This is a genomic window from Neobacillus novalis NBRC 102450 (assembly GCF_001591805.1).
In the GTDB taxonomy this organism is placed as follows: Bacteria; Bacillota; Bacilli; order Bacillales; family Cytobacillaceae; genus Neobacillus; species Neobacillus novalis.
The window spans coordinates 1-25844 of record NZ_BCVP01000055.1; the positions used below are offsets into that span (position 1 = coordinate 1).

General features: G+C 37.1%; 24 protein-coding genes, 2 pseudogenes and 1 other annotated feature. Of the genes and pseudogenes, 8 read left to right on the forward strand and 18 right to left on the reverse strand.

Features of this window, described 5'->3' with window-relative positions:
* Window positions 1–367: 367 nt before the first annotated feature.
* From BANVL01_RS24855 to BANVL01_RS24865, 3 genes and pseudogenes are all read right to left on the reverse strand, one after another.
* Window positions 368–1365 (reverse strand): annotated as a pseudogene (locus BANVL01_RS24855) (NAD(P)-dependent alcohol dehydrogenase).
* Between the two features lie 196 nt (window positions 1366–1561).
* Window positions 1562–2142, reverse strand: a pseudogene (locus BANVL01_RS28445) (Crp/Fnr family transcriptional regulator).
* 276 nt (window positions 2143–2418) lie between these two features.
* Window positions 2419–2808: a DnaJ family domain-containing protein gene (locus BANVL01_RS24865; RefSeq protein ID WP_066148150.1), complete on the reverse strand. Its 390-nt coding sequence runs from the start codon at window positions 2806–2808 to the stop codon at window positions 2419–2421.
* A gap of 170 nt (window positions 2809–2978) precedes the next feature.
* Here BANVL01_RS24865 and BANVL01_RS24870 point away from each other — a divergent pair, with 170 nt between their 5' ends.
* Together BANVL01_RS24870 and BANVL01_RS24875 are read left to right on the forward strand one after the other, a co-directional pair.
* Window positions 2979–3896, forward strand: coding sequence for an EamA family transporter (locus BANVL01_RS24870; RefSeq protein ID WP_066087085.1), 918 nt, complete (start codon window positions 2979–2981; stop codon window positions 3894–3896).
* A 380-nt stretch (window positions 3897–4276) separates the two neighbouring features.
* Window positions 4277–4480: a hypothetical protein gene (locus tag BANVL01_RS24875; RefSeq protein ID WP_066087083.1), complete on the forward strand. Its 204-nt coding sequence runs from the start codon at window positions 4277–4279 to the stop codon at window positions 4478–4480.
* Window positions 4481–4974: 494 nt separating this feature from the next.
* On the opposite strand, the gene BANVL01_RS24880 is transcribed toward BANVL01_RS24875, so the two are convergent.
* The 3 genes from BANVL01_RS24880 to BANVL01_RS24890 all read right to left on the reverse strand — a co-directional run bounded on the left by BANVL01_RS24880 (window position 4975) and on the right by BANVL01_RS24890 (window position 7749).
* Window positions 4975–5289, reverse strand: coding sequence for a hypothetical protein (locus tag BANVL01_RS24880; RefSeq protein ID WP_066087080.1), 315 nt, complete (start codon window positions 5287–5289; stop codon window positions 4975–4977).
* A 28-nt stretch (window positions 5290–5317) separates the two neighbouring features.
* A complete protein-coding gene (locus BANVL01_RS24885; protein ID WP_066087077.1) occupies window positions 5318–5836 on the reverse strand; it encodes a hypothetical protein in 519 nt (172 codons plus the stop codon).
* Between the two features lie 599 nt (window positions 5837–6435).
* Window positions 6436–7749 (reverse strand): YonV family putative phage-derived protein, encoded by a 1314-nt coding sequence (locus BANVL01_RS24890; RefSeq protein WP_066096492.1) that lies wholly within the window; start codon window positions 7747–7749, stop codon window positions 6436–6438.
* 373 nt (window positions 7750–8122) lie between these two features.
* Here BANVL01_RS24890 and BANVL01_RS24895 point away from each other — a divergent pair, with 373 nt between their 5' ends.
* Window positions 8123–8377: a hypothetical protein gene (locus BANVL01_RS24895; protein WP_066087076.1), complete on the forward strand. Its 255-nt coding sequence runs from the start codon at window positions 8123–8125 to the stop codon at window positions 8375–8377.
* A 96-nt stretch (window positions 8378–8473) separates the two neighbouring features.
* Window positions 8474–8656: a hypothetical protein gene (locus tag BANVL01_RS24900; protein ID WP_066087073.1), complete on the forward strand. Its 183-nt coding sequence runs from the start codon at window positions 8474–8476 to the stop codon at window positions 8654–8656.
* Window positions 8657–8692: 36 nt separating this feature from the next.
* Here the strand turns inward: BANVL01_RS24900 and BANVL01_RS27575 are convergent, their stop codons facing one another.
* Window positions 8693–8836, reverse strand: coding sequence for a hypothetical protein (locus tag BANVL01_RS27575; protein ID WP_156482413.1), 144 nt, complete (start codon window positions 8834–8836; stop codon window positions 8693–8695).
* A gap of 136 nt (window positions 8837–8972) precedes the next feature.
* Here BANVL01_RS27575 and BANVL01_RS27035 point away from each other — a divergent pair, with 136 nt between their 5' ends.
* The 3 genes from BANVL01_RS27035 to BANVL01_RS24910 all read left to right on the forward strand — a co-directional run bounded on the left by BANVL01_RS27035 (window position 8973) and on the right by BANVL01_RS24910 (window position 10038).
* A complete protein-coding gene (locus BANVL01_RS27035; RefSeq protein ID WP_082805138.1) occupies window positions 8973–9137 on the forward strand; it encodes a sporulation protein Cse60 in 165 nt (54 codons plus the stop codon).
* 202 nt (window positions 9138–9339) lie between these two features.
* Window positions 9340–9687 carry a DUF1878 domain-containing protein gene (locus tag BANVL01_RS24905; protein ID WP_235845750.1) on the forward strand — a complete coding sequence of 116 codons (348 nt, stop codon included), beginning with the start codon at window positions 9340–9342 and terminating at the stop codon, window positions 9685–9687.
* Between the two features lie 81 nt (window positions 9688–9768).
* A complete protein-coding gene (locus BANVL01_RS24910) occupies window positions 9769–10038 on the forward strand; it encodes a hypothetical protein (protein ID WP_066087067.1) in 270 nt (89 codons plus the stop codon).
* A gap of 106 nt (window positions 10039–10144) precedes the next feature.
* Here the strand turns inward: BANVL01_RS24910 and BANVL01_RS24915 are convergent, their stop codons facing one another.
* The gene (locus BANVL01_RS24915) at window positions 10145–10483 is read right to left on the reverse strand and encodes a hypothetical protein (RefSeq protein ID WP_066087064.1); all 339 of its coding nucleotides are present in this window, start codon (window positions 10481–10483) and stop codon (window positions 10145–10147) included.
* A 318-nt stretch (window positions 10484–10801) separates the two neighbouring features.
* On the opposite strand from BANVL01_RS24915, the gene BANVL01_RS24920 reads away from it, so the two are divergent.
* Window positions 10802–11446: a hypothetical protein gene (locus BANVL01_RS24920; RefSeq protein WP_066087061.1), complete on the forward strand. Its 645-nt coding sequence runs from the start codon at window positions 10802–10804 to the stop codon at window positions 11444–11446.
* Between the two features lie 93 nt (window positions 11447–11539).
* Here BANVL01_RS24920 and BANVL01_RS24925 read toward each other — a convergent pair whose 3' ends face one another.
* The 10 genes from BANVL01_RS24925 to BANVL01_RS24970 all read right to left on the reverse strand — a co-directional run bounded on the left by BANVL01_RS24925 (window position 11540) and on the right by BANVL01_RS24970 (window position 25658).
* Complete coding sequence (locus tag BANVL01_RS24925; protein WP_066087057.1) at window positions 11540–12451, reverse strand: tyrosine-type recombinase/integrase; 912 nt, start codon at window positions 12449–12451, stop codon at window positions 11540–11542.
* Between the two features lie 165 nt (window positions 12452–12616).
* Window positions 12617–13336, reverse strand: a complete 720-nt coding sequence (locus BANVL01_RS24930) for a YebC/PmpR family DNA-binding transcriptional regulator (RefSeq protein WP_066087054.1) — start codon at window positions 13334–13336, stop codon at window positions 12617–12619.
* 231 nt (window positions 13337–13567) lie between these two features.
* The gene (gene ilvA, locus BANVL01_RS24935; protein WP_066087051.1) at window positions 13568–14833 is read right to left on the reverse strand and encodes a threonine ammonia-lyase IlvA; all 1266 of its coding nucleotides are present in this window, start codon (window positions 14831–14833) and stop codon (window positions 13568–13570) included.
* 59 nt (window positions 14834–14892) lie between these two features.
* Window positions 14893–15141: a binding site (T-box leader), on the reverse strand.
* A 166-nt stretch (window positions 15142–15307) separates the two neighbouring features.
* Window positions 15308–16048 carry a type I methionyl aminopeptidase gene (map, locus tag BANVL01_RS24940; RefSeq protein ID WP_066087048.1) on the reverse strand — a complete coding sequence of 247 codons (741 nt, stop codon included), beginning with the start codon at window positions 16046–16048 and terminating at the stop codon, window positions 15308–15310.
* Window positions 16049–16138: 90 nt separating this feature from the next.
* Entirely contained in the window at window positions 16139–16603 is a 465-nt protein-coding gene (locus tag BANVL01_RS24945) for a GNAT family N-acetyltransferase (protein ID WP_066087045.1), read from the reverse strand.
* A gap of 238 nt (window positions 16604–16841) precedes the next feature.
* Complete coding sequence (locus BANVL01_RS24950; RefSeq protein WP_066087042.1) at window positions 16842–18029, reverse strand: amidohydrolase; 1188 nt, start codon at window positions 18027–18029, stop codon at window positions 16842–16844.
* Window positions 18030–18100: 71 nt separating this feature from the next.
* Window positions 18101–19528, reverse strand: a complete 1428-nt coding sequence (locus BANVL01_RS24955) for an MFS transporter (protein ID WP_066087040.1) — start codon at window positions 19526–19528, stop codon at window positions 18101–18103.
* A gap of 331 nt (window positions 19529–19859) precedes the next feature.
* Complete coding sequence (locus tag BANVL01_RS24960) at window positions 19860–22223, reverse strand: helix-turn-helix domain-containing protein (RefSeq protein ID WP_066096490.1); 2364 nt, start codon at window positions 22221–22223, stop codon at window positions 19860–19862.
* Window positions 22224–22263: 40 nt separating this feature from the next.
* The gene (locus BANVL01_RS24965; RefSeq protein ID WP_066148152.1) at window positions 22264–24189 is read right to left on the reverse strand and encodes an FUSC family protein; all 1926 of its coding nucleotides are present in this window, start codon (window positions 24187–24189) and stop codon (window positions 22264–22266) included.
* A 137-nt stretch (window positions 24190–24326) separates the two neighbouring features.
* Entirely contained in the window at window positions 24327–25658 is a 1332-nt protein-coding gene (locus BANVL01_RS24970; protein WP_066087037.1) for an MDR family MFS transporter, read from the reverse strand.
* Window positions 25659–25844 lie beyond the last annotated feature (186 nt).

The window sequence follows — 25844 nt, forward strand, 5'->3', positions numbered from 1 at the left end:
GTTATTATTGCTTTTATACTGTATTAGACTTTTCATATACTTATTATATCAAAAATTTAAAACTAATTCCAACAATAAGGGAACATTAGTTCTAAATTATTTATAAAAAAACAACCTCACCCCATACATGAATGCAGGGGCTTGCGGTTGTTTATTTTGGTCAACCTAAGCCGTTCTCTTTTGGAGTACCCGCAACTATAAAAACATATATAAAAGCAATGCATTTCGTATATGAAGTCGCATTGCTTTTTAATTGATAAATCACCATTGTTGCCAATTCTTAAATCTAAATTGCAACTATAATAACCATGACAATTTATTTTACATAAGTAGGAATGATTATGGGATTTTTAATGTCAGATTTGAATTATACAGTAATTACCACTTTACCTTGAGCGTGACCTTCCTGAAAATAGTTGAATGCTTCAGTTATTTCACTTAACTTATACCGCTTATCAATTATGGGTTTTACATTGCCAGTCTCAAGTAATTCTTTTACATGATTTAGGTCTTTTTGGCTTGCTCTCTGTAACATGCTACTTATTTTCTTGCTTCCAGTCATTGAAATAAATGGTCCAAGAAATAATGTTTGAAAAAATTGGGATTCGGAACCTCCTACGTGAACAAAATTCCCATTTGGATTTAGTACACGTTTATAAGCTGAAATGGATTTAGTACACGTTTATAAGCTGAAATGGAATTAGAACCGTTCACACCTAGAATCAAATCGTAACACTTCTCATCTTGGGTGAAATCCTCTTTTGTATAATCAATGATATGGTCGGCTCCAATTGAAAGCAATATCTCTAAATTTCTTGTACTACATACACCTGTTACTTCAGCCCCAAATGATTTGGCAATTTGTACCGTGAAAGTACCGACACCACCAGATGCCCCATTAATTAATACCTTCTGTCCCGATATAATTTTACCTTTACACAAAAGTCCCTGTAGTGCAGTCACACCTGCCATAGGTGTCGCAGCAGCTTCCTCGAAGGAGATATTGGTTGGCTTTAAGGCTAAAGCGTATTCGGGGACAGTTACATATTCAGCAAAACCGCCCCAGCCACAACCAGAAAGGTCGCCAAATACTTCATCACCTGCTTTAAATAGCTTAACGTTTTTACCAACAGCTTCAACTATACCAGCTATATCACCTCCGGGGATGGAATACTTTGGCTTAGTAAGTCCGAAGGCGAAGCGGGCTACGAAAGGTTTGCCTTTCAACAGAACCAAGTTACCATAGTTCAAGGATGCTGCATAAACTCTTACCAATACTTGATTCTCGGTGGGTAAAGGTTTGTTAATCTCTTTTAACTCAAGTACATCGGGTGAGCCATATTTATCACAAACTATTGCTTTCATAAAAACTCCCTCCAATAGGCTTTTAAAAATAAAATTTCCTTGTATTAATTTTATTTAATAGTAACAAGGGGATTAAAACCTTTCATTGACTTAAGTTAATTTCTGGAGGATTTAGAGTTATTTTGGTGGTAATTACAATTTGGATGCTACTTAGAGAAGAGAAGTAGCGCGAAATGCGGATGACATCTATTTTAAACTATATTTTTTTCATTCGCTTTTTTATTCTACTTAATGACTCAGGAGTGATTCCAAGATAACTAGCCAACTGATGCTGTGGTACACGGTCAACTAACTGAGGTCGTTTCTTTAAAATGGATTCGTAGCGTTCTACAGGAGAAGAATTGATAAATTCTCCGAATTGTTCTTGTATATCACCAAGGTTTATCTCCATCATTTTGCGTATCATGGTTTCCAGTTGTGGGTAATTTTTACACATCGTTTTTTCAGAATCAACGTTGCCAACAACTAATATGCAGTCTTCGACACAAATTAATGAATACTTTGATAAATTTTTTTTTTCTGTTCGTTAATAATGGGAATAGCTTGTTCTTCAGTAAAAAAATTTGATGTGACCTCTTTCCCTGATTCATCTATAAAAAACTGCCTGACACACCCCATTAATACGAAATAACATTTAATTTCGGAACGTTCTCCCTGTCTAATAAGGTATTTTCCTTTTTTATATTCATCAATTCGTAAACTTTCAGAGATTGCCTGCTGTTCGTTTTCGCTGAGCGAAGTAAAATCAGACATATATTTCGAGAGAATTTTCCTCATATTACCTTCCTTTCTAATTGAGTTAATTTAAATGTCCATCAATCATTTAAACATTTTTATCCATATGTTTTTTCTCTTTTAGATAAAATTTACTTAACCATTTAATCGTTGATTAGCTGAATCAAGAAGGGTATGTTTAAGTTTTTGGAACTCCCCCCATTACTGGTACCAGTACCGCATCCCCTTGCTATCAAACGATAATCAATAAACTAGCAAGATGCTAGCTAATTGCTATTAAGACTGCATAATTGCTCTATCATTATATGAATGGGCATCTTACTCCCAAATTTTATAAAGCTTTTCAATATTGTCTAAACTAATCCTACCCCGCTGCATGCTTGGTGGACAGGTAGAGTTATACTTTTGTATCTTCAGATTAATTTCAGATATTACGTTTGTTAATTCAGATTCCTTTGTATTTTCTTCCTTTAATTTTAGCGCCTTAGCTATTTCTTGTCCTATTTCCTTTTGCAAGGCTACAAATGGGGGCAGGTACCCCGCCTCTTTCGCGGTATTGACGAAATTGGAATAGATATCGCCCGAAAATAACCGAGATGGAAGTGGTTTTCCGAATCCCGGGTGTTTCTTCATTTCCTCATCCAAATTATAATCTTTCGAAACTTGATCCATCCAATTAACATGACCATCATCTTTTTTAGAAGCCACTGATTTTCTACTCCTTCCTTAATCACACTTTATGTTCTTTATTCTCGCTTTCCTAAAGATATTCCTCTGTTAATACTAACAAATAAAAAACCTATCCCACAAAAGAGTGTTATAATCTTTGATATATTCTTAATTTAAGATTTTAGGAGTGCTTCATTGGAGGGATACAGATGAATTCACAAAGTGCAGTGATACTCTTCCCTAGGGCAAAAGGAATCATATTGGTGCTAATCGCAGCTACTTTTTGGGGTGTTTCGGGGACGGTTGCCCAATACCTCTTTCATCAACAGGGCTTCAGTACGAACTGGCTGGTCGTGATTAGACTGATTTTTTCAGGTGTTGGTTTATTATTGATTGCACAAAAAGCAGGAAAACAAAATATCTGGAGCATTTGGAAAAATAAACGAGATATAGTTCGCCTGCTTGTTTTTGGAATTATTGGGATGTTTGGCGTCCAGTATACTTACTTTGCTGCCATCGAACATGGGAATGCTGCCTCAGCAACTGTGCTCCAATACATTGCACCCGTAATAATCGTTTGCTTTTTATGCATTCGCAGAAAGGTTTTACCGACAAAACATGAGATGATTGCCATTTTGTTAGCCCTTGCTGGAACATTCCTGCTTGTAACGAGCGGTAACTTCAAAACCTTGTCCATTTCAGGCCAAGCAGTTTTCTGGGGAATTCTCTCCGCCTTTGCACTTGCATTTTACACTCTTTATCCGGGCAGTTTGCTGTCTAAATGGGGCTCGTTATTAACGGTTGGCTGGGGAATGACTGTTGGCGGTATTGGATTCAGCTTTATTCATCCGCCATGGGTATTTCAAGGGCATTGGTCGCTCACTTCATTTTTGGCCGTTATTTTTGTCGTTTTTTTTGGTACATTAATCGCTTTCTTTTGCTATATGGAAAGCCTGAAGTATATCAGCGCATCCGAAGCGAGCCTTTTAGCCTGTGTTGAACCCTTGTCAGCCGCGTTTTTAGCGGTCGCCTGGCTCCATGTTTCATTTGGTCCGGCCGAATGGATCGGTTCTTTTTCCATCATCGCTACAATTTTTATTTTATCTAAAGTGAAATCAACAAAATAAGAAACCAATGAAAAAAGGTTTCTAGAGTCCTTTTACTCTCGCGCAAGCTCTTGTTATGCAAACTAAATAAAAAAACAGACCTTTTTCTAAAAAATCAAAGGTCTGCTTTTTATTATGTTTATTCGCCTAAATCAACATTGTGGTACACTTGCTGCACGTCATAACAAATTTAAGGAACAACCTTGATTTATCAACGTTTGTTGGTCTGAATCTCATGAGTAAATTGTCTCGTATATCATAAGAGAAATGGTGACATAAATCAATACCAGCGGATTGTATATCATCAACTTTTGAATATTAATATTCAATTTTATCTTCCTGTTTTTAGAAATTTCCTTTGTTATAATTTTGAATATGGTTCAATTAATTGGAGGTTTGACATGAAGTTCAAATCCATTTTCAAAAACGAAAAATTACAAACGGTGGCTTTAGGAATTGCTGTTGTGTTAATGCTGAGTGTGTATGCGTTTATGTTCGTTGATACGTTATTCGGAAAACCAGACCCCGCCATGGAGGAAAGTTTGAAACGACAAAAGCAAATTGTGGAAACTGTTAAACAATTACAGAAACTGCCGAAAGAATAATTTATAATAATGATATATGTTGAAATAGTGCTAAAAAAGAGAGCGGATTAAAACCACGTCCTTTTTTGTTTGCACCTCTTGTCAATTCCATTTATACAAAAGATGAATACCATATTCATACATTATTACGTAAAATATAATCTTTACGAGATAATGTAAAATAGAAATCGCATAGGACCAATGTTTCTAAATTACGAAAATATTATCCGTAATCATAATTTTATACATTGTTGATTCTAATGGATTTCTGATGATTTCGGCATAATATTTCCCGTAATTGATTGCATAAAAAAGTTGTATCCGATTTTGGAGACATCTATCTTAAGTGTTATGTAACACATATATTATGTAGTGTAACAGACTAACCCCCCCCCTCCGTAGAAAAAAACATGTTGAAGAAGGAAGGACCATGTTGCCCACTGCTGTTTGCAGATGTACCTAAACAAATATTTGCCGTGAAATGTAAAAAAAAATAAGCATCCTCAAAGGAATGCCTATCGCTTTACTATTTTTTTACAGCCTTTAGGATATTTTGAACATCCAAAGAAATTCCCATAAGGTCCTGTCCGAGGAACCATTTTTAATCCACAATCGCAAGTCGGGTATTTTGAGCGCTCTTCTTCTAATGCTGCCATTCTCTTTTTATATTCGCCAACTTCTTCAAGCCTATAATCATCTGTTCCTTTATCGTAGCTGTATAGTTCCTTGCCACATTTACACCGAAGTGTTTCACCTGGTTCTTTAAATGGCAATTTAAAATGGTGTAAATAATATTCGGTTTTACATTCTGGACAAATAATATCGCTCATTATTTATTACCTCTTTTCTTCAGTTGATTTAGTGTCCTTTCCCTGGTATCGGAACAACAATCCAGGTGCTCCCAATTTTTTCTGCGAGGTTATTTGCACTCTTAACTTTTTCATTGTATGCCTCGATATTCTCAAGGTATTTATCATATGTTTCCTTGTAATTTCGCTCTCTGTCACTTGTTAATTTATTGAATAAATTTCGCTGTGATACGTACCAATCATATGGTTCTTTATATTTCGGCTCTAAGTCAGCAGGTTTTATATTATTGGCATTCATGTAATCTTCCATTTCCGTTATGTTCTTAATCATGTCCTGTTTCTTTTTGTCCACTTCTTCCATTTCCTTATCTGATAAGTCGAACCATTCCTCTTGATTCTTAATTTCCTTCTTTTCTTGCTTCAATTCCTTCTTATACTGTTCAAGTTGTGCTTTGTCATCTTTTTTAAAGTATTCCTGTATTTCGACTAGCACGAAATTTCCAATACCATAAACGACTGCTATTGCTAGTAAGGTAATTGACCATACTTTGATTCTTTTTATTAACATAATATCGCCCCCACTTTCATATTCGACAAATGGGTCTAATTTCCTGCAATAAAAAAACGTTCCTATTCGGAACGTTCTTCTACATATTCTTGATTGTTCGGTCTGGCAATATCTTTTTCTAGCTCCTTAGTATGAAGCTATCAGTAAAATGTAAATTTTAGTTGATAACCATCTTCAACTGTAACTTGCAGAAAACATGGCATTTTTGATGATTTTCAATTGATTTGTGATAGATTTACGATGACTTTCTAATCATTTTGCTATCGTTTTCTCATGGGTTCTCGTTGATTTATTTAGTATCAGCAAAACCCACTTAAAAATAATGGGGAACAGAAACCCATTAACAGTGCAGATTGCTCGTGTTTTCTATGTTAAAAAATACAATGTTTTAACGTATTCGGCTTGTTGTGTTTCAATTTACAAAAAAGCTCGAGTTACGGGAATCGTTTTTTCTGGCGTGGACCACCCTTCAGTCCTCCTCATCCCTATCAAATAAAAAAATGGGTGTAGGGGGGATAGGCAAGTTATATCACCAGACCCATTTGCTCGTATCACTGTTGAATGATAATAAAAAGGGAATTCTTTTGTTAAGATATCCCCTATATTTCAAACTCCGCCCATTGCTTTAACAGTGTTCTCATTCGTTCAGCAGGAATATAACAATTCATTGGTTGGTCATTACGGATACAGCCCCTAAATAGGAATTGAATCAAATCGGACACTGCCAACTTATCCTCGTCTACGATTACACCATATTCCTTGAAGAAATTACGTTCCATAGGATTGATGAAGCGATTATAAACATATGCCATTGAGGTGCGGTCTGCATAATTGTTTGTTGCTCTTGCATTAATCGGTACAAAATTATCCTTGCTGCGGTCATCTTTCTTGTTGAACTTGCACTTAGCATTTTTTAACACTGGTGCAAAGTCCCTAATGGTTGTCCAAAATATCTTGTCATTGTCCGTAGTAACAACGTTTCTAAAGTAATTTCTTAAATTGTTGTTTATTTGTTTTAAATCATTTTCAGTGGCATTTTTAAACCATGTTGTAGAAAGTTGTCCACGCTTTTGACGGTCATTGACTTGCTTTCGAGAATCATAATTTGAATTTAACGGATTACCTTTGCCATTGTCGGAATCCTGGTAAATATTGAGCAGGTTATACAACTCTTCCCGAGGTTCCCTTCTTGGATTGTATTCAATTAATTCATAACGGTCTCCGACCTTATGAACACTGAACATTTCAAATTTAATATCGTTTGCTTTGTAGTAGTTACATTGGGTTTGACCTTCAAACATATAAGTCAAAATATAAACTTCATCGAATGCTTCAAAAGCTCTCGTGTTCATTGTCCAAAACATTGCGACTCCGTTTTGTAATATCAGGTTATCACTTTCTGCCAATATTCTCATATCCGAAAATTTGCCTTTGTACTCATCGTCCAGCCATTGAACTTTTCCTTTTTCGCCGACAGCAATTGTCCTTTGACCAATTAACATATCAATATCGCTCTTGGTAATATCGTATTGTTCGAGAACGTTGGCAACTTCATCCATGATTAATGTATATCCCATTTCTTCAATGTTGTCTAAAGTCGCTAAATCCAATTTTTTGAATAATTCATGAGTGGTAACGATAGACTTACCAGAATTTATTAATCCTTGGAAATGTTTCAATTTTGTTCCGTAGCCTTTGATTGCCTCAGGTTCTACAAAATCAATATTAGTGGCATCTTTGATTCTTTCAACCTCATTCAAAAATGGGGTTACATATATAAATTTTTCTTGCTCTAGAGATTCACCGAATGCCAACTTTTTAGTTTTGTTGATACTATCGTTAATCTGTTGAATTGCCCAACTTGTTTTCCCCGCTCCGCAGATTGCATCTATTACATTAATTGTTTGTGTCATGCCATAATTCCGTGTTGTTATCATGATTTTCCTCCGAGATTCGTATATCATTCATTATATTTGAAAGAATCGCTCTGTAAGGGAAAGGGATTGATATTTTATCTGGCAAGATTTTTGTGCCAGTTGAATGAAAAAACCCATATATATCAACGTTTTCTGACATTTGCTTTATAGGAAGATATATAAAAGTGTGCTAGACATGGGGACAGGCAAGCTGTCCCTTTACCTCAGCATTAGCATGCCTCGGTGCGGTGTGTTCCGCTTGCGCTTCACGGTTCAAATGTAAATTGTTTTTACAATTGGAAAGAGATTGCCAGCATATTTTCAGTCAGGGATAATAAAAAAGAAATTACAATTATTGGAGGAATGATAAATGAGAAAGCAAGAAATAGGAAATGTCGTATCAATACTGCTGAAATATCACGAGGAAAATACGATTGATGGCAGAGTGAACTTCATGAGTTTCCTTGAAGGTCTTTGTGATTCGGAAAGTTCCTCGTATTTTTTATGGGATTTAGATACCTTGGCAAATGCGCTAAGAGACCAAAATGCTCCTTACCTCATTGATGAAATCGCAAAATATGATTATCAAGCGGCCCAACAACTTAACGTATTGTACGACAAATAACGGTCTGCCCAAAATGATACCTGTTTTGTATCAAAGGTAATGCAAACAGAATAGGGAAGATCCGCCACAGGCGGATGCTTCCCATAGGAGGTTATTATGAAATTAAAGAATATATATAAAAAATCATTGGCAATTGATTTAATCAAAATGGGACATGACTTAGAACATACAATGCGAAACCGTAATAACGAAAAATACCAAGTATTCGTTTTCCCTCATACGGAACAACTCGAGCGAGATATTGCTCGATTAACAGGTCATGGTTATGTAAAAAAATAAAAACAGCATAAAAACTATGCTGTCTTTTTGATGTTCTTATTGTTCGGGTGTAATGCCAATCATTTGCTTACCATTATCAGGACAAAGTTTATTGTGGCACATATAGTAAACTTCACCAGTATCCATAGCAGTATAATCTTTTAATGTTTGGCGTCCGCAAGTAGGGCATTTATATTCCATTTTTATTCCTCCTAAATCAATATAATAGTATTTTATACCTATTAAACTTCTATTTCAATTGAATTACTGGAAAATTTATTTAAGAGAGGAAATATTATGACCCATGTCGAATTATGTTTAGTTGGGAGGTGATATTATGACACAAGTTCGATTAATTAAAGACGGCACACCAGCGACATTAGAATCAAATATCAATAATTTTTTAGAATCAATTATTAAACATGAAATTATTGATATTAAGTATTCATCAGTTTACAACGGAACAACGGCGGTTTATTCTGCATTAATCATTTATCGTTAATAAACAAGGCACCCTTTCGAGGGTGTTTTTGTTTTGACCTTATATCATTTCTGTTGGTACCAGCTTTGGCATGAAACGTACAGTATACGTTTCAACTTTTTGACCTGAGGTGCTTATTTAGCATATCACCTAATTTTTATTTTTTGTGTATTACAGGAAATTGACTTCCAATGTCGAATATTGGTAAATGGGAGGTGATAATATGACAGTAGATGAGAGATTGGATTTCCTTGAATTTCGTCAGGAGCTGTTGTTTGAAGACAGCGGGCTTTCGAGATTGTTATTTGAGTACAAAGTTACTCGTGAACAATACAACGCCATTATGGACATATTCGATGCATACCGAAATAAGATTGAAGCTGGTGAAAACGTTCATCATGGTTTGTTTGAGCAACGTATCTACCAAGTGGTGCCACAGCATGACGGCAATTATCATTTTGCAGAATTTCTTGCTCAGGAAAACCATCGACGTGGTAGCTGGGAAGAAGTGTTTGAAACACTTTACGGTGATATGCCAAAGTATCAAGGGCATATGAAAAACCGTGATTAATCACACTGAACATCAGTTCAATCGAGCTGGTGTTCTTCTTTGCTTGGATAATTTGACATTAATCATAAAGGAGTGAAATAAATGAGCAGTGATAATGTTTGGACTAGCAACCGAAAAGAAGCTTATGAATTTGCAAAATTATTAACTGTTGTAGATGGAATAGGAGAAGTTTTTGTATCGAAGTCAGACACATTCGAGTTCAGTGTATTTTTTGATATTAAAAACAATGTCCACGAACATTCATTGTATGTTGAAATAGCTCATTTGCTGACCGATTATGAATTAAATGGCATTAATACTCATGGTGAAAAATGGGCGAGAGCTTTTAAAGAAGTAAGAGGTGAAGCATAACAAAAATAAAGCCACCAAGTTCATCGCTGGTGGTTTTTATTTGTATTGGAATAGTAAACCTACAATTAACAAAAAACCGCAACCAGTGACGGTTACGGTCGATTAATTAGATGTGTAAAGGTCCGAAATTCGGCTTTGTTTCTTCAGTGTGTGAAATCCAATCAGCTAATTGGTCAAAGTATCTTTGAATTTCTTCTTCGCTTTTGATTTGTGAAGCGTCCCATAAATCAGACAAGAAATATCCAATATCAGCTGGATATGAAATGGATTCTGATTCAAAGGCTTTGATAATGCCAGGAGCACCGTGTTTATCGCTTTCCACACCACGAAGCTTTAATGTAACGATTGACCAGCCATTTTCAGTTTTCTTAAGGTAAATGTTATCCCTGTGTCCCCAACGTTGACTATAAACTCTTAATTTAAAATCGACACCAATGTTTTGCATGATTTCTCCTCCTTTGGTAATGATTCCATTTTATCATTAAATATCAATTTTTTGTCCGCTCAAGTTTATTTTTGTAATTCTCATTTGCCGAGGGCTCCAAATTGTGCCAAAAAGTTAACTAAGTGTTAAAACACGAACAACAACCTGTTATAATTAGTAAATAGTTCGGATTTTAATGAAAAAGTTGTAGACAAGCGGTCAAAACTTCTGCTAATATACGTTTAAATCAATGAGCTACAAATTCCAGAACCTCCAATTACAAAATAAGAAACATCAGCTATTGATTAAACACAATTACAATTACTGGAGGAATGAACGATGATTATTAACAAAACAATTTTTAAAGGAAAAGTATATTACAGCGTTGCTGATTTAGCGGAGCTGTTTGGTGTGTCACCATATAAAATGAGAAAAGCTATCAAAGACCAGAAAATCAAAACAAAAAATAATATTTTTGGTCGCACTGTTTTTGTGCTGGAAGAAAATGTTGCTAAAATCAATGTTTATGGCACAATGAAAATCCTTGTGACGCAAGCAGAACTTATTACTGCTGACCCAGTGAAAGAAACAAAAGTTGTAGAATTTTCTAAGCCAAAAAGAAAAAACAAAAAACGGAAAAAGTCTGCAAAGAAAAAAGAAATTGTAGCTGAAGAAGTGAAAACAGAGTCTGTTGTTGAGGAAAAAACTCAGGTGGCACCAGTTGAGGAACAGGAAGGTGAGCGTGCTACACTTGTGGAAAAAATCAAGGAACATCGTTTACAATATGTTAAAGATTGTAGAAGTCAAGCTTACGAAGAAATTTATATGGAATTTATGGGTGATGAAATTCCTTTGGAAAAAACCACCCCTGAACATAACGAACAGTTGAAACTAACAGCTGAAATGTTGGAACTGGAGTTCGAAGAATCAAATGAAAATGCTAATTTTAGCAACCCATTTTACGAACAAACATTTAACTTCTAAAACGCAATGCTCGACTCAGATTGACGAGATTTTTGTTTCCGAATAACAAAGCAAAGACACCAACTAAATTCAGCTGGTGTCCGAGCTCTTGCGTTATAAATTCATTAGCGGTGAAATGCCAATCGCTTTTTCAATTACTTTTTCATCGTCTAAAGATTGTAAATATCTTTTCGTAATTGAAATATCTTCATGCCCAAGTAATCTGCTTAATGAGTACACGTCTATTCCGTTTAGCAACATCAGCTGGGCGTATGTGTGCCTCAAGGTGTGCGGTGATATGCGAATATCTCTTGTAATGCCAGCTCGTTCACCAGCGATTTTTACCACACGTTCAACAGCTTCTACTGTTAATGGTTTTCCTGTATATGACAAAAATAAATTGTCATTGCTTCTGAAATCATCCTTTAAATATTGGTCACGAATGCGGTCAAATTTCATTAAATATTTTTTCAGCGCTGGAGAAATTGCCAAATATCGTTCTTTTTTTCCTTTTCCCATAATTTTAATGGTCGTTTCACCAACATTGCTTTTTAACAAATGACACAATTCCAGATTTCTTATGCCAGTGTCCGCTAATACCATAATGATTAATTTATTTCTAGCTTCAAGATAAGTCGGCATTTTGTAAGCATTGACCATTGCTTTTATTTCTTCGGAAGTAAATGCTTTTATTACAGGCGTTTCTTCCTTCAACCATTTGACACCAGTACACGGATTATGTTTGGACAATAGATATCCCTCTTCAATACAGTAATTGAACAAGCTCCGTATACTCTTGTAAATGCTGTTGATATAGGTTTCTTTACGACCTTTATTCTTCAGCTGCATACCGTATTGTTTTATGTGCAAAGTTTTAATTTCATCGAGCTCAGTTATTTCATGTTCATTTTCAAGGTAAGCTATAAATCGTTTGTTATTATCCTTGTAACTTTTGATGGTCCTCGGAGTCAATCCCTTCACCTGAATATGAAACATGAACTCTTTGTGTAAATCGTTTAGTTGCATTAAAAAATGCCTCCCCATTATGAAATTCAATTCACTCATGAGCGAGACATTTATCATCACCAGTTATGACTTATGTTGCAGTGTTTGTCATAACAGATGAAGTTTTTGTAGTCAGCCAACAAAATTAAAATGTTAGAAACGTTGGTACCATTGAGTTTGCTAGGTTTATTCCCCTAAATCAACATTGTGGTACACTTGCTGCACGTCTTCTAAGTCTTCTAATACATCAATCATTTTTTCAAACTTGGCAAGTCCGTCCTCTGGAAGTGTGATTTCGTTTTGTGCAAGCATGGTTAGTTCGGCAACCGTAAATTCCGTTATGCCAGCGGTCTTAAATGCCTCCTGAACGGCATGGAACTGGTCTGGTTCGGCATAAACGATAACTGACTCGTCTTCTTCTAAAATGTCGCGTACATCTACATCAGCTTCCATTAATAGTTCAAGGACCTCATCGGCAGTTTTCCCTTCGATACCGATGACAGCAGTTGCATCAAACATATAAGCAACGGAACCACTTACACCCATGTTCCCGCCGTTTTTACCAAAGGCAGCGCGCACATCCGATGCCGTACGGTTCACGTTATTTGTGAGTGCATCAACGATCACCATGGATCCATTGGATCCGAAGCCTTCATATCGAAGTTCCGTATAGCTTTCTTCTGAACCGCCTTTTGCTTTTTCAATCGCACGGTCAATAATATGTCTCGGGACATTGTAGGTTTTTGCACGTTCTAGGACAAATTTTAATGCCTGATTTGATTCTGGATTGGGATCACCTTGTCTTGCGGCTACATAAATTTCAACGCCAAACTTTGCATAGATACGACTTGTATTTGCATCCTTTGACGCTTTCTTTTCTTTAATATTATTCCACTTACGTCCCATTCTGAACACTCTCTTTCCACATTGAATCTACACACAAACTAATTATAATGAAAAAAGTCGACCTTTCAATACTTTTTCAAAATAACATTAGGGGTTCGTTTCTTTTTTCGACTATTATAGATGTTCGAATCTATCACAAATAATATTATACCTTAAATGCTACATTTGTTAAAAGTTTAAAATACAAAATAAACAAGAGACCGAAATCACTAAGTTTCGGCCTCTTCCTATTTACACCAGCATCTGAAACAAGGTGCTGTCTTTGTTTACTTCTCGATATAAAAACCCTTTCGTTTTAATACGGTCAATAAGAGGGAAATAGTCGTGTTTATCTTTTAGCTCGATTCCAACAAGAGCAGGTCCCGTTTCGCGATTGTTCTTCTTCGTGTATTCAAAATGGCTGATATCATCATTCGGTCCAAGAACATCAAACAAGAATTCACGTAAGGCTCCGGGACGCTGAGGGAACTGGACGATAAAATAATGCTGCAGACCCTCATAAAGCTTTGAACGCTCCTTGATTTCTTGCATCCGGCCTATATCATTGTTTCCTCCGCTAACAATACAGACCAACGTTTTACCCTTAATTTCCTCTGCGTATGTATCCAAAGCAGCAATGGATAAGGCTCCGGTCGGTTCGACAACAATGGCATTTTCATTGTAAAGTGATAAAAGCGTGGTACATACTTTGCCCTCTGGTATGACGATAATATCATCAATGATTTCCTTACAAATGCTGAAGGTCTTGGTTCCGACCGTTTTTACTGCAGCGCCGTCAACAAATGTGTCAATGGTTTTAAGTGTGGTTACTTCCCCCTTTAAAAACGACTCTTTCATCCCTGGCGCACCTTCTGGCTCGACCCCAATTAATCGCGTTTGCGGTGAAAAGTGCTTTAAATACGTTCCAACTCCAGCCATTAGACCGCCGCCGCCGATTGCTCCAAATAAATAATCCATTTTTTCAGGACAATCATTAAGTATCTCTACGGCAACTGTTCCTTGGCCGGCAATCACATCATAGTCATCAAATGGGTGGATGAATGTCCGCTTTTCCTCTTGACTGCAAGCCATTGCTTGTTCGGAAGCATCATCAAAGGTATCGCCTGCTAAGACAATCTCAACACTACTCTTACCCCAAAATTTAACTTGGTTCACCTTTTGCTTTGGAGTGGTGGTTGGCATAAAGATTTTTCCATGAATTTGTAACAGATGGCAGGAATATGCGACTCCTTGAGCATGATTACCGGCGCTTGCGCAGATAATTCCGTTTTCTAACTCTTCAGGGCTTAATTTTTTAATTCGATTATAGGCGCCGCGAATTTTAAACGAACGAACGCTTTGCAAATCCTCGCGCTTTAAATACACATGGCAGTCGTAGCGTTCAGATAGTATGTGATTATATTGCAAGGGAGTGGGTGAAATTTCGTCCTTGATGGTATGACTGGCAATGATAATATCCTCGACATTAAACACTTTTTTCTCAACTTTTTGATTCATTTTCTTTTTCCTCCTATAACGAATAGCATTTTTTAAACAACAAAAAACCCGCCCCTGCGTATAGGGACGAGTTAACTCGCGATACCACCCTACTTCCGCAGCACATAAATGACTGCGGCTCTCGATTGACGTACGATTGCCGTGTACGTGTTCCATAGTAACGGCGGACTTAGCCGGCATAGCTTACTTTATGTATTCAGCTACGCATCTCAGAGATGATCTTCAAATAGTCTTGCCATCGACTCCCACCAACTGTCGACTCTCTTTTGTACAAGGGCCTATCCTACTCTTCTCGTCTTCGATTCATGTTAATTTATAAAAATAAGGGTAACACGGGAAAAGAGACACGTCAATATTTTTTGACTATTTTAACTATTTTGTCAATTATGAAGCGCTTTCATTATTCGGCGGTAAATGAAAAAAAGCTGTTTTCTTATGAAAACAGCCAATCCTAACCTGGAAACTTCACTAATTTTAAAGTGTCACAATAATCGGTCCTTCTTTAGTCAAGATCATCGTATGCTCATATTGAGCGACAAAACTCTTTTCTGTAGCATAGGTCCATTCGTCATCGAGTTGAATTACTTCCTCTTCAAGGGTAGAAATAAATGGTTCAAATGCGATAACCATTCCCTCCTTGAGCAATTCATCGTCCCAAGGCTCATAATAATTATAGACATAGTCAGGTGATTCATGGATGGAGCGGCCAATCCCGTGACCGGTGAGATTTTTGATGACGGTTAATCCATGCTGCTGCGCTGTTTGGTGCACGACCTTGCCAATGCCGCTTTTCTTCGCACCCGGTTTGCATTTCTTAAGTCCCGCTTCAAAGGCCAGCTTCGCAACCTCACAAATTTTGTTTAATAATTCATCACCTTTTCCGACAACGATAGAGATGCCGGTATCAGCGAAATAGCCGTTTTTCGACCCGGATACATCAATATTAACTAAGTCCCCTTCCTGAATTACCCTTGAACCTGGAATCCCATGGGCCACTTCTTCATTCATGCTAATACAAGTGTAACCCGGAAAATCATATTCACCCATTGGAGCAGAAACGGCGCCTGCCTCTTCAAAAAGCTTTCCGGCTACATCATCAAGTTCTTTTGTGGTGACGCCTGGAATGGCCCTTTTAACCAACTCATCCCGAATAGACGCTACAATCCTGCCTATTTCCTTTAAACCATTAAAATCTGCTTCTGTTTTTGCGATCATTATTTTTCTCCACTCATAAATTTTTTTTAACATCCATTATTATAATGTACTTTTATTTTTAAAAATAGCCAGTACTTAAGAATTCATCCTTCATTTTACCTTTTTTTGATATTCTATTAGCGTTAATCGGTCATTTACTTTATATTCCCCCTGTTTCTGATAGCCTAGTTTTTCGTAAAAATAGCGATTTCGACGATTATCCTTTGGCGTATCAAGGCTCCACGTTTTCACTTTAGGGAATTTTTTTTCGATGCTTGAAACGAGCTTACCGCCTAGCCCTCTATCTTGATAGCTGGGATGAAGGAAAATTCGAAATAAGCGGTAATGGGTATCTGACACTTTCACAACGCAGATGCCGCCTGCTATCTTGCCGTCAAGGAAAATCGTGTAATGGAAAGAGTTGTTGATTTTATATTTAAAAAACTCCAATGTTTCCGCGGCTGGACTTGATTCAAAATCTCGATACTTTTTCAAGTCGGCTTCGAATGCCTCTTTCTGAATCGATAACAGCGCTGCTGCTTCTGTCAATTTTGTTTTTTCGATTTTTAAAGCCATTTTCTCACCTCTGATTACATTTCAATTAGTATATGAAATGATCACTGTTCATGAAATGAAATCACAGCAAAAAGGCCATTAGAAACAATGGCCTTTTATAAAGTTTACATAATATTATTATTTTCCATTCAAGACTCTCACTCAATACCCTTCTTTGGCTGGGATTTAAGAGTAACAATGGTAATGGGTTTGTGCCTGACACCAGATATTTTGACACCTAAATTTCCTTTTTCTTATCCTAATCTAACTCATAATAACCACAAACCACATATCCTACTGCTTTTGCTGCTACGAGAAGTGAATCTTCATCAATATCAAATTTAGGATTATGATTAAAATATGGTTTTTCCACGCCCTTAGGTGTACAACCGATATAGAAGAAGCATGAAGGGAATTTTTCAGCATAATAAGCAAAGTCTTCGGATGGCGGCATAGCTGGCCACTCTTCTACTTTTGTAATATCTTTATCATTAGCACTATTTAAGAATTGAGCAACTTTCTCTGTTAATTCTGGGTTATTATAAAGTGGTGGATAATCATTTTCGTAAGTTAGATCACATGTTACACCAAATTCCTCTTCCAGTCCTTTTACGATACGTTTCATTTCTTTTTCAATGGTTGCTTTTGTTTCAACCGTCATATAACGAATATCGCCTTCAAGCTCTACGCTGTCTTTAATGACATTAAATGTTCCTTTCCCATCAAAAGAACCAATCGTAATTACACCAATATCAAAAGGACTTAAGCGACGGCTAATAATGGTTTGAACGGCTGTGACAAAATGAGCACCAGCCACAATGGCATCATTCGCTAAATGTGGTGAAGAACCATGGCCGCCTCTCCCTTGAATTTTTAATTTCATATAAGCCCTGCCGTTAAAGGAAAATCCAGCATGATAACCAACCACTCCAGCTTTGTCCATTGGAAGCAGATGGATGCCAAATATATTGTCTAAGTCGTCAAGAATGCCAGATTCGACAATACTTTTTGCCCCGCCTGGCGGAACTTCTTCTGCATGTTGGTGAATAATTTTGATGGTACCAGGAATTTCATCCTTTAATTGAATGAGGCAATCCGCTAAGATTAACAAATAGGCTGTATGTCCATCATGCCCACACCCGTGAAAGACGCCTTCATTTTTTGATTTAAATGGTAAATCTGTTTCTTCGACAATTGGGAGTGCATCAAAATCAGCGCGCAAACCAATATTTTTCCCAGGTTTGCCGCCTTTAATGGTTACGATAACTCCGTGTCCATTACCAACATTCGTTTGAACTTCTACGTCTTTACCTTTATAAAAATCAATAATATATTGAGCTGTTTTTTCTTCTTTAAAAGAAAGCTCAGGATTTTCGTGTAGATGTCTGCGAATTTTAATCATTTCATCCTTTCGAGATTCTAACATTTCCATTAATTTACTTTTCATGATCTAACCACCTTTTTATTATTTTCGAAAGCGCCACTAAATGTGGCGCGTTTTACATTTCCAATTGCTAATTATTCTGTAATAGGACGGTGACTGTTAGCCTTTGATTTTTTAGGAGCAGTAGCTGTTTTACCAGCATCACCTGGCACCAAGAAGATAACAGATAGTATTGCAATTATGCCAAATATAACATTTACGGCCATACCAATTGCACCGGCTGATGCAAGATTTCCACTTGCTGCGATTGCACCATAAGTAGCTGCGGAAATTGCAACGCCGAATGCACCACCAAGTGAGCTTGCCATTTTATAAACTCCAGCTGCTTGTCCTACTTTGTCAGCAGGAGCATTCGATACGGATGTATCCGTTGATGGAGTAGCATAAAATCCAAGTCCGAGACCAAATAGTGTAAATCCAATGAATTCAGAAATTATATAACCAACACCTGGTAAGAACGTTAAGCCCATCAATGCCACACCAATTGTCGTAATGATGGTACCCCAGATCATTGGTAATTTCGCGCCTACTTTTTGTAATATTTTCTCTCCGACACGAATCATCACAAGCACTGCTACTAGATAACCTAGTGATAACAAACCTGCTTGGAATGAACTCATTCCACGACCTACTTGTACATACGTATTAGCTACAACTATCGCACCAGCAGTTGCATTTAACAAGAAATTGGAAATAGTCGCACCAGTATATGCCTTATTTTTAAATACAGCAAAGTCAATCAGTACGATTTTTTTACTACTTTCAACTTTTATGAAAACAATCAAACCTATGATTGTGATAATGATAAGACCAATGGAAGTCAGGCTAGTCCATCCAAGAGTCGGTCCGAAATTAATAAATACATTCAGAGCACACATGGTGATGATAAAAATGACTAAACCAGTGTAATCGAATTTAAAACCACCTTTAGATTCTTGTTTACTTTCTGGTGTAGCTTTCAATAGAAGCATACCAAGAATGGCAACGATGATAGAAATGATGAAAATCCATCTCCATCCCAAAGATGAGGCAATGGCACCGCCTAAAAATGAGGCAATCCCTGTTCCTCCCCAAGAACCGATAGACCAAAAACTTAGAGCACGTTGGCGATCTGCTCCCTCAAAATAAGCTTTCATTAAGGCGATGGTTGATGGCATAATAGCTGCACCCGAAAATCCTGTTAAGATACGCCCAATAATGAGCAATACGGCTCCGTTAGCAAAAACTAGACAAAGTGAACCAATGATACTTAAAACAAAACCAATATTAGCCATTTTTTTACGACCAACTATATCTGCAAGTCCACCAAAAGCAACGATAAACAATCCTGAGAACAAGGACGTTAAACTAATGGCAATGTTCACTGTTCCAAGTGAAACGCCTAAATCTTTTTGAACAGAAGGAACCACATTTAGCAATGCTTGTGCAAATAGCCAGAATGTAAGAACACCAAACACAATTCCTATGATCATTTTATTGGTACCTTTGTAACCTGTTTCCATGGTTGAACCCCCAATTTATTTTTTTGCTAATCGTAATCTGTTTCAAAAAAATACCATTCCTAGAGCATAGTATTTGATAAAAAAATTTCCTTGATTCACAAGGAATGAATTATCTTCTTGTAGTTCATAACGGTTAACTCATATCTTGTTTATGTCCCTATTATAGAAAAAACAGCCAATGAAACTGAGTCTTTTATTGTTTTGTTTTGATGTATTCTTGGTCATATTTTTAAATGCGCTTCCTTTACAGTCAAAAATAGCCGTCGATTTTTGACATTCGGTTTGATTTATTACAAAAAAAGCCATTGATTCTCATCAATGGCTAACCTGATTATTCAATTACTTTACGAATATCGAAAAAATGGATGGCGTTTGTGGTCATATAGGAATAAAACACCCATTCTTCCTCAATTGACTCATCAAATATTTCTAATGATGGCTGACTGGAGCGGGTAATATAATCAATAATCTCAGCATCCATTCCATGTTTATTGCCCAATTTCCACCAATTCGTATACAATGCCCCATTGTCCTTGTCAAAAATGTACTTACGAATCTGATACTCACCTTGCTGCATGCCGAAAATTTTCACACGAATATCTTTATTTAGTTTTTGCAGAAACGCTTCCTCAATTGAAAAATAGGGATTAACGTAATTGCAATTCATGAGGACGAGCTGGTAGCCTAATTCCGTTTGTGTCATGAAATAATCCTGCCCCTTTGCAACGACTTCTCCTTGGAGCTTGTTTGCAAATAGCATCGAATAAAAGGCTGGCCGCTTTCCATTGAAATAATGAAATAATTCTAACCCTTCAAGGCGAATTCGTAGGTTCATTTTATCCTCTTCATGTAATTCAGTATTAATCCAAAAGGCCAGCGAATGAATCTCATTGGCTAAATCTAAAACATTTTTTAACACTAAGGCACCGCGGAAAAACGTACCATTTGTGTACCGGGTATTTCCGGAAAGAGTATTCCACGATACAAGAAAAAACGGTTTATTGATCTGATGCTGCTTTAAAAATCCTTTTATCTTGTTTGTTTTTTCCATTATGTAATCCTTGGCTAATGAAAAGCGATCATCGCCCATTTCGTTAAAATCAATCACTTCATTTTGGTTGCCATGGTAGCCAATAAAATCAATCCTGGCCCCTTCTTCTAACTGCCATTCATGCTCTTTCGGAATTTTTTCATCATGAAAAGAAAATGGCAGAAATACACCGACCTGAATTCCTGGTACATGCTGTTTCAGGAGACGATATAGTTTTAGATAGACCCGGTGTAAGTCCTTAGCCTTCACAGCTGTATAATAGGGCTCATAAAATATGAAATGCCATGTATTTAAGTAAATTTCTCCATAAACCTGCAAACAGTGTTTTAAAAACTTCGTTAGTTTATTGAAGTACTGTTCTTCATCAATGGAAATTTCTTTATAATCTATCCGGACAAACAAGGAGAGATCATTTTTTTTCATAAAATTTAACGCACCATCCGTGTTAAAGTAAGGTGAGGTCGTGGCAAACCGTTCATCAGTTTCTACAGTAGGAAGGATGGTCTCCCCGCTAACCAAATGGCGGATTCCAATAAAGCATAATCCCAAATCTTCTTTCACCATCAACACTTGCGAACGCACATCTTCTTTTAATAATTCCTTTAATTCCCCAATGATGAGGATGTTTTCAGGAAGGTTGACCGTTCCCCTTTTTTCATGTAAAAGTTCAATCGCCAATTCTTCATAACGTGTTTCTGTATTGACATACATTTTGTCACTAGCAGTTAAGATCTTCCCTAATTTAGTCAAAACCTCTGGAGACTTCATCAGTGTTTCTGAATCGTGCAAATGATAGCTATGAATGGAATCCACTTGTTGTTCGGGTGAATGTGTTTGTCGATATTCATGCGGCGTTACACTATATACTTCTTTAAACAGGTTTGTAAACGATTTTGTATTTGGAAATCCATTTTTCATCGCAATTTGGGAAATCGAATCAGATGTATAAAGCAAGTCCTTTACCCCATGTTTTAACCTAATATTCATTAAAAATCGGCTGAAACCCATTCCCATCTTTTGTTTAAAATAGCGCGATAAATAGCCTATTGAAAGAAAGGTCTTTTGTGCCATTTCTTCCAAGGTAATTTGTTGTTCATAGTTTCTTTCCATATAGTCAATTATTTGCGTTAACCGCTGATCATCTGCATCGATTTTTTCGAAAGCGGTACCTTCCCCACTAAAATTACGAATAAGGATCAACAATATTTGACAGATGGTTCCTTGAATTTCAAGCTTATAGCTTTCATCCCTTCTTAAATAGGTAATCATCATTTCCGCAAGCAATCGCCTGATTTTGTCAATCTTTAACTCCCGGCCCATTTCGATCTCTCGTGAAAAGCATTGAAACCGACGCCTGTGATAGTCTGGATAATAGCGATCGATAAAGGCGTCCGTAATCGTCAACAGCAACACACAATTATCATTCGTGCCATGCAATTGATAAAGCTGATTTCGATTAAGAAGAAGTAAATCATTTTCAGCTAAAGAATAAAAGCGGCTTTTCGTTTCTACTGTCAGTACGCCATTTATAACAAATACAATTTGAACACCTCTATTTACCTTTGGCGCTCCATATTCAATCCTTTTAAGCTCAAGAAAAAAATCTAATCCATGGTCCTCCAACCCATTCACCTCAGTCCTCATTCCAACACCATTAAAGGTCATGGAAACTGTTTCTATATTACTATTTATTGAAATGTTTTTCCCCCAAAGCGTTTTGCAAGTCTGCGATTTCTTTTTGAATTTTTGAGAATCCCGTTATTTCTGGAATCCTCTTTCTCTCTACAGGTTGTTTATTTTCAACTGCGCTTGCCATTGATTCAAATACAAATAATAATTGGGCGAGGCTTTCATCTGGAATGATTGGCCGGTCACTAATTTTTAAACAAGCATCAAGATGAAACCGCAGCTGCTCCATTGAAAAAATTGCTGGCCAAAGTTCTCCTAAAGCAGATTTATTGTTTCGGATTTCCCCTAACGCTGTTTTATAGATAATTTTTAAATTATCAAAATTCGTGTGCATTTTGCTTTGTGCCGGGATTTTACCAAAAGAATAGCCTTTGCTTTGCGCTGAAAATAACACTTGGAAATACTGCATCTGGCTGCGAATTGTTTTAGCAATGGCATGTGGCAGCCTGCTTGAGGCTGAACTCCTTCCTGTCAAATAGGTACCTATCAACCCAATGAAGCACCCAATTAACACATCTGTGATTCTTGCAGCGGCAAAAATAGACAGCTTATGTAAATGTGTCGAGCTTTCGGCAATTAATAAGGCATTGGGAGTGATAAACATTGCAGCAAGTGCGTAATTCCTAACAATATAAAGCTCTGTCAAGGTTGTCAATGAAAAAATGATTAAGATAATAAAAATTCCTTGTGGCTTTGCTGATAGAACGATACTCGCAGCCAGTATTCCAATAATGGTACCTAGAGTTCTCTGAATAGCACGATGAAAGGTAGATATAATAGTAGAACCCAGCATCACAGCCGCACAGGATAATGGAATCCAATAGGATCGGTAAAAATCAAAAGAATATGCAACAATCGCCGCAATCGTAAGGATTACTCCATAGCGAACGGCAGAAAGAAACACAACCGAGTTTTTGTCAAAAGCCCCTCCGAATACCGTCGGTAACGAACGCTTAAAGATTTTTATTTCTTGATTGATTTTCGAAACAGGCTCATTCAAGATGGCATCCGCGTCAAATATTTTGCGAAACAATCGGTCAATGTCTTCATCCATTTCATCGGGCTGGCGAAAAGTAAATCGCGTGTCCATTTTATGATCGATTGAATGGACAATCCCCCTGATAGCTGCTGCTAATTCAGCCGGCAGTTTGCCGCTTTGTTCAGAAAAAAGTTCCATTAGATGGATAAATATTTCGTTGGCATGATTATTTAACAAAATTAACCGGTTAAATAAATCCGTACTTCGCCATGAAATGTAACCAGCCAACAAAATATCTCCTGTAGCCCTCATCTGCATCACGGTTCTGTGCCTTGCCTGATTATAGTCTGCCGTACCGATTGACTCTAAAAAGCATGCCAATTCGGAATATACTTTTTTTACCGCCCTCATTTCAGGTGCATGTGGTTGATAAATCCAACCAGCCATTCCAATTACCCATGAAAGCAGCCCGCCCAATAAAACAAGACCGGCTCTCAATGGAGCAAGGGCAGGATCAATCGGCATTCCTGACGTCATCGAAAAACATAAAACAAAAAACACCGCTGCTGGTCCTGGAATTTGTAAAGCACCAAAAATAAATGTCCCTGCTGCACCAATAACTCCGACCATTAATGCAAATAACCATGGATACGGTGCAAGCATCGTGCCTAAACCTACTGATAAGCTTAGCCCAATCATCACCCAAAATAATTTTTTTGCCCTCTGTGCATACGGTTCATTAAATACATAAAGAAAGGTAAAACCCCCAATCCCTGCCTGCATTCCATACGCTAAATTTCCGGTAAGCAATCCAACTAGGGCCGGGATTGCCGCACAAAAACCAGCACAAATCGCTTTTTTCCAGGGAAAAGGATTCTTTTTAATTTCAAATGCCTGTTTTGTAATCGTTCCGAATGTTGACCAATTTCGTATGTTTGCCACTGCTCAACCCGCTTTCTTGGAAAACATTTGATTTATAATAGTATTCTCCAATTGATCTAATCCTTTACGTCTTTTTTAAACGCCAAAGAAAAGAGACCGAACATTAATGTCCGATCTCATTTCTAGTATATCAAGAATTACGATTGATTCTCACTCAATGCCCCCGTTTTTGAAGGTATGAGAAAACTCAACACGACCGTAATTAAACTTAAGCAAAAGGCATATAGAAACACGTTTTGCATTCCGACGACAATGTTTGCTGCTTGGTTAATAAGCAGCCCCATTACCGTAACACCGATGGATGTCCCGATATTTCTTAAGAACATTTGCAGTGACGTCGACACCCCTTTGATAGAAGAATCGGCAAATTCTTGAGAAGCAATCGTCCCCACCGCAAACAATAAACCAAAGGAAACACCCTGGATGGTCAAAATGATAAACAAATTCGTATAAGATAAATCTTTAATAAATAAAAATAGGGCCAATCCTGATAGGGCGGTAATAAAACTTCCAGTAATAAATAAAGGCTTATAGCCGAAGCGGATAATCCAATTTCCGGCAGGAGTACTGCCAAACATCCAGCCTACCGCAATACTTAACAGGATCAGGCCGCTTTTATAAATACTCATATGCGCACCTTCCTGCAGAAATAATGGAATAAAGTTCGATGTCCCGAAAAAGGATAGGCAGTACACAAGCATGAACAGGTTTGTCGAAAATAACCCTTTGTTTTTAAATAGAGCAACAGGTAGAAACGGATGTGCTTCTTTCCGTTCTACTAAGACAAATATAATCAAACCAATAACTCCAATAATAACGTACCAGAGCGGATTACTCATATTTGTCGCTAACAATAACAGCGTAATCGATGCGCCGAAAAGGAAGAAACCTTTAAAGTCGATATGAGTCTTTTTAAATTCAATTTGTTCCTTATAAGGAAGTAAACATAGCACAGTGGCAATGCCGATTGGAATATTAATAAAGAAAATCCATCTCCATGTCAATGCTTCGACGAAAAACGAGCCTAATACAGGACCAACAATCGAAGATAGCGCCCAAATGGTGCTGAAGACCGCTTGAATCCTGCCGCGCTTTTCAATCGTAAACAAGTCCCCGACGATAATCATCGAAAGCGGAATCATACCGCCAGCCCCTAGACCTTGAACACCACGATACACTACGAGCATAACCATCGAATTCGCCATTCCACAAAGAACCGATCCGAGTGTAAAGATTCCCACGGCGATAATTAGTAGTCTTTTTCTTCCGTACATATCCGATAATTTCCCGAAGAGCGGGACCGTAACCGTACTTGCTAACATATAAACAACAAAAATCCAGGCAAAAAGCTCCATACCGCCAAGCTGTTTGACAATCGTCGGACTTGCCGTTTGCATTATATTTGCATCCAATGCTGAAATAAGGGTGGTAATTACTAACGCCCAAAATACAAATCTATTCTTTTTCATAAATGCCTCCCGAATACCCCTGATGAATATTTCCTCTTTTTTACATTTTTATTCACTTCTACTATTATAACAAAAACAACATTATTAACCTAACTATTTTTTAGAAAAAAAGAATAGGCTCCAACAATATGTCGGAGCCCTCGAACAGGCAAATTTCTACAAAGGATCTTTTCTTATTTTATCAAA

Bases quoted from the DNA above. Each gene is read 5' to 3' on its own strand.
- BANVL01_RS24945 (WP_066087045.1), bottom strand. From the start codon at position 16,603: ATGGCTTTAAAAATCGAAAAAACAAAATTGACAGAAGCAGCAGCGCTG.
- BANVL01_RS27575 (WP_156482413.1), bottom strand. From the start codon at position 8,836: ATGGAATATAAATGCCCTACTTGCGGACGCCAAACATTAAAAGATTAT.
- BANVL01_RS24950 (WP_066087042.1), bottom strand. From the start codon at position 18,029: ATGAAAAGTAAATTAATGGAAATGTTAGAATCTCGAAAGGATGAAATG.
- map (WP_066087048.1), bottom strand. From the start codon at position 16,048: ATGATCGCAAAAACAGAAGCAGATTTTAATGGTTTAAAGGAAATAGGC.
- BANVL01_RS24930 (WP_066087054.1), bottom strand. From the start codon at position 13,336: ATGGGACGTAAGTGGAATAATATTAAAGAAAAGAAAGCGTCAAAGGAT.
- BANVL01_RS24890 (WP_066096492.1), bottom strand. From the start codon at position 7,749: ATGACACAAACAATTAATGTAATAGATGCAATCTGCGGAGCGGGGAAA.
- BANVL01_RS24900 (WP_066087073.1), top strand. From the start codon at position 8,474: ATGAAATTAAAGAATATATATAAAAAATCATTGGCAATTGATTTAATC.
- BANVL01_RS24885 (WP_066087077.1), bottom strand. From the start codon at position 5,836: ATGTTAATAAAAAGAATCAAAGTATGGTCAATTACCTTACTAGCAATA.
- BANVL01_RS24955 (WP_066087040.1), bottom strand. From the start codon at position 19,528: ATGGAAACAGGTTACAAAGGTACCAATAAAATGATCATAGGAATTGTG.
- BANVL01_RS27035 (WP_082805138.1), top strand. From the start codon at position 8,973: ATGACACAAGTTCGATTAATTAAAGACGGCACACCAGCGACATTAGAA.
- BANVL01_RS24880 (WP_066087080.1), bottom strand. From the start codon at position 5,289: ATGAGCGATATTATTTGTCCAGAATGTAAAACCGAATATTATTTACAC.
- BANVL01_RS24925 (WP_066087057.1), bottom strand. From the start codon at position 12,451: ATGCAACTAAACGATTTACACAAAGAGTTCATGTTTCATATTCAGGTG.
- BANVL01_RS24870 (WP_066087085.1), top strand. From the start codon at position 2,979: ATGAATTCACAAAGTGCAGTGATACTCTTCCCTAGGGCAAAAGGAATC.
- ilvA (WP_066087051.1), bottom strand. From the start codon at position 14,833: ATGAATCAAAAAGTTGAGAAAAAAGTGTTTAATGTCGAGGATATTATC.
- BANVL01_RS24905 (WP_235845750.1), top strand. From the start codon at position 9,340: ATGACAGTAGATGAGAGATTGGATTTCCTTGAATTTCGTCAGGAGCTG.
- BANVL01_RS24960 (WP_066096490.1), bottom strand. From the start codon at position 22,223: ATGAGGACTGAGGTGAATGGGTTGGAGGACCATGGATTAGATTTTTTT.
- BANVL01_RS24915 (WP_066087064.1), bottom strand. From the start codon at position 10,483: ATGCAAAACATTGGTGTCGATTTTAAATTAAGAGTTTATAGTCAACGT.
- BANVL01_RS24875 (WP_066087083.1), top strand. From the start codon at position 4,277: ATGAAGTTCAAATCCATTTTCAAAAACGAAAAATTACAAACGGTGGCT.
- BANVL01_RS24970 (WP_066087037.1), bottom strand. From the start codon at position 25,658: ATGAAAAAGAATAGATTTGTATTTTGGGCGTTAGTAATTACCACCCTT.
- BANVL01_RS24920 (WP_066087061.1), top strand. From the start codon at position 10,802: ATGATTATTAACAAAACAATTTTTAAAGGAAAAGTATATTACAGCGTT.
- BANVL01_RS24910 (WP_066087067.1), top strand. From the start codon at position 9,769: ATGAGCAGTGATAATGTTTGGACTAGCAACCGAAAAGAAGCTTATGAA.
- BANVL01_RS24895 (WP_066087076.1), top strand. From the start codon at position 8,123: ATGAGAAAGCAAGAAATAGGAAATGTCGTATCAATACTGCTGAAATAT.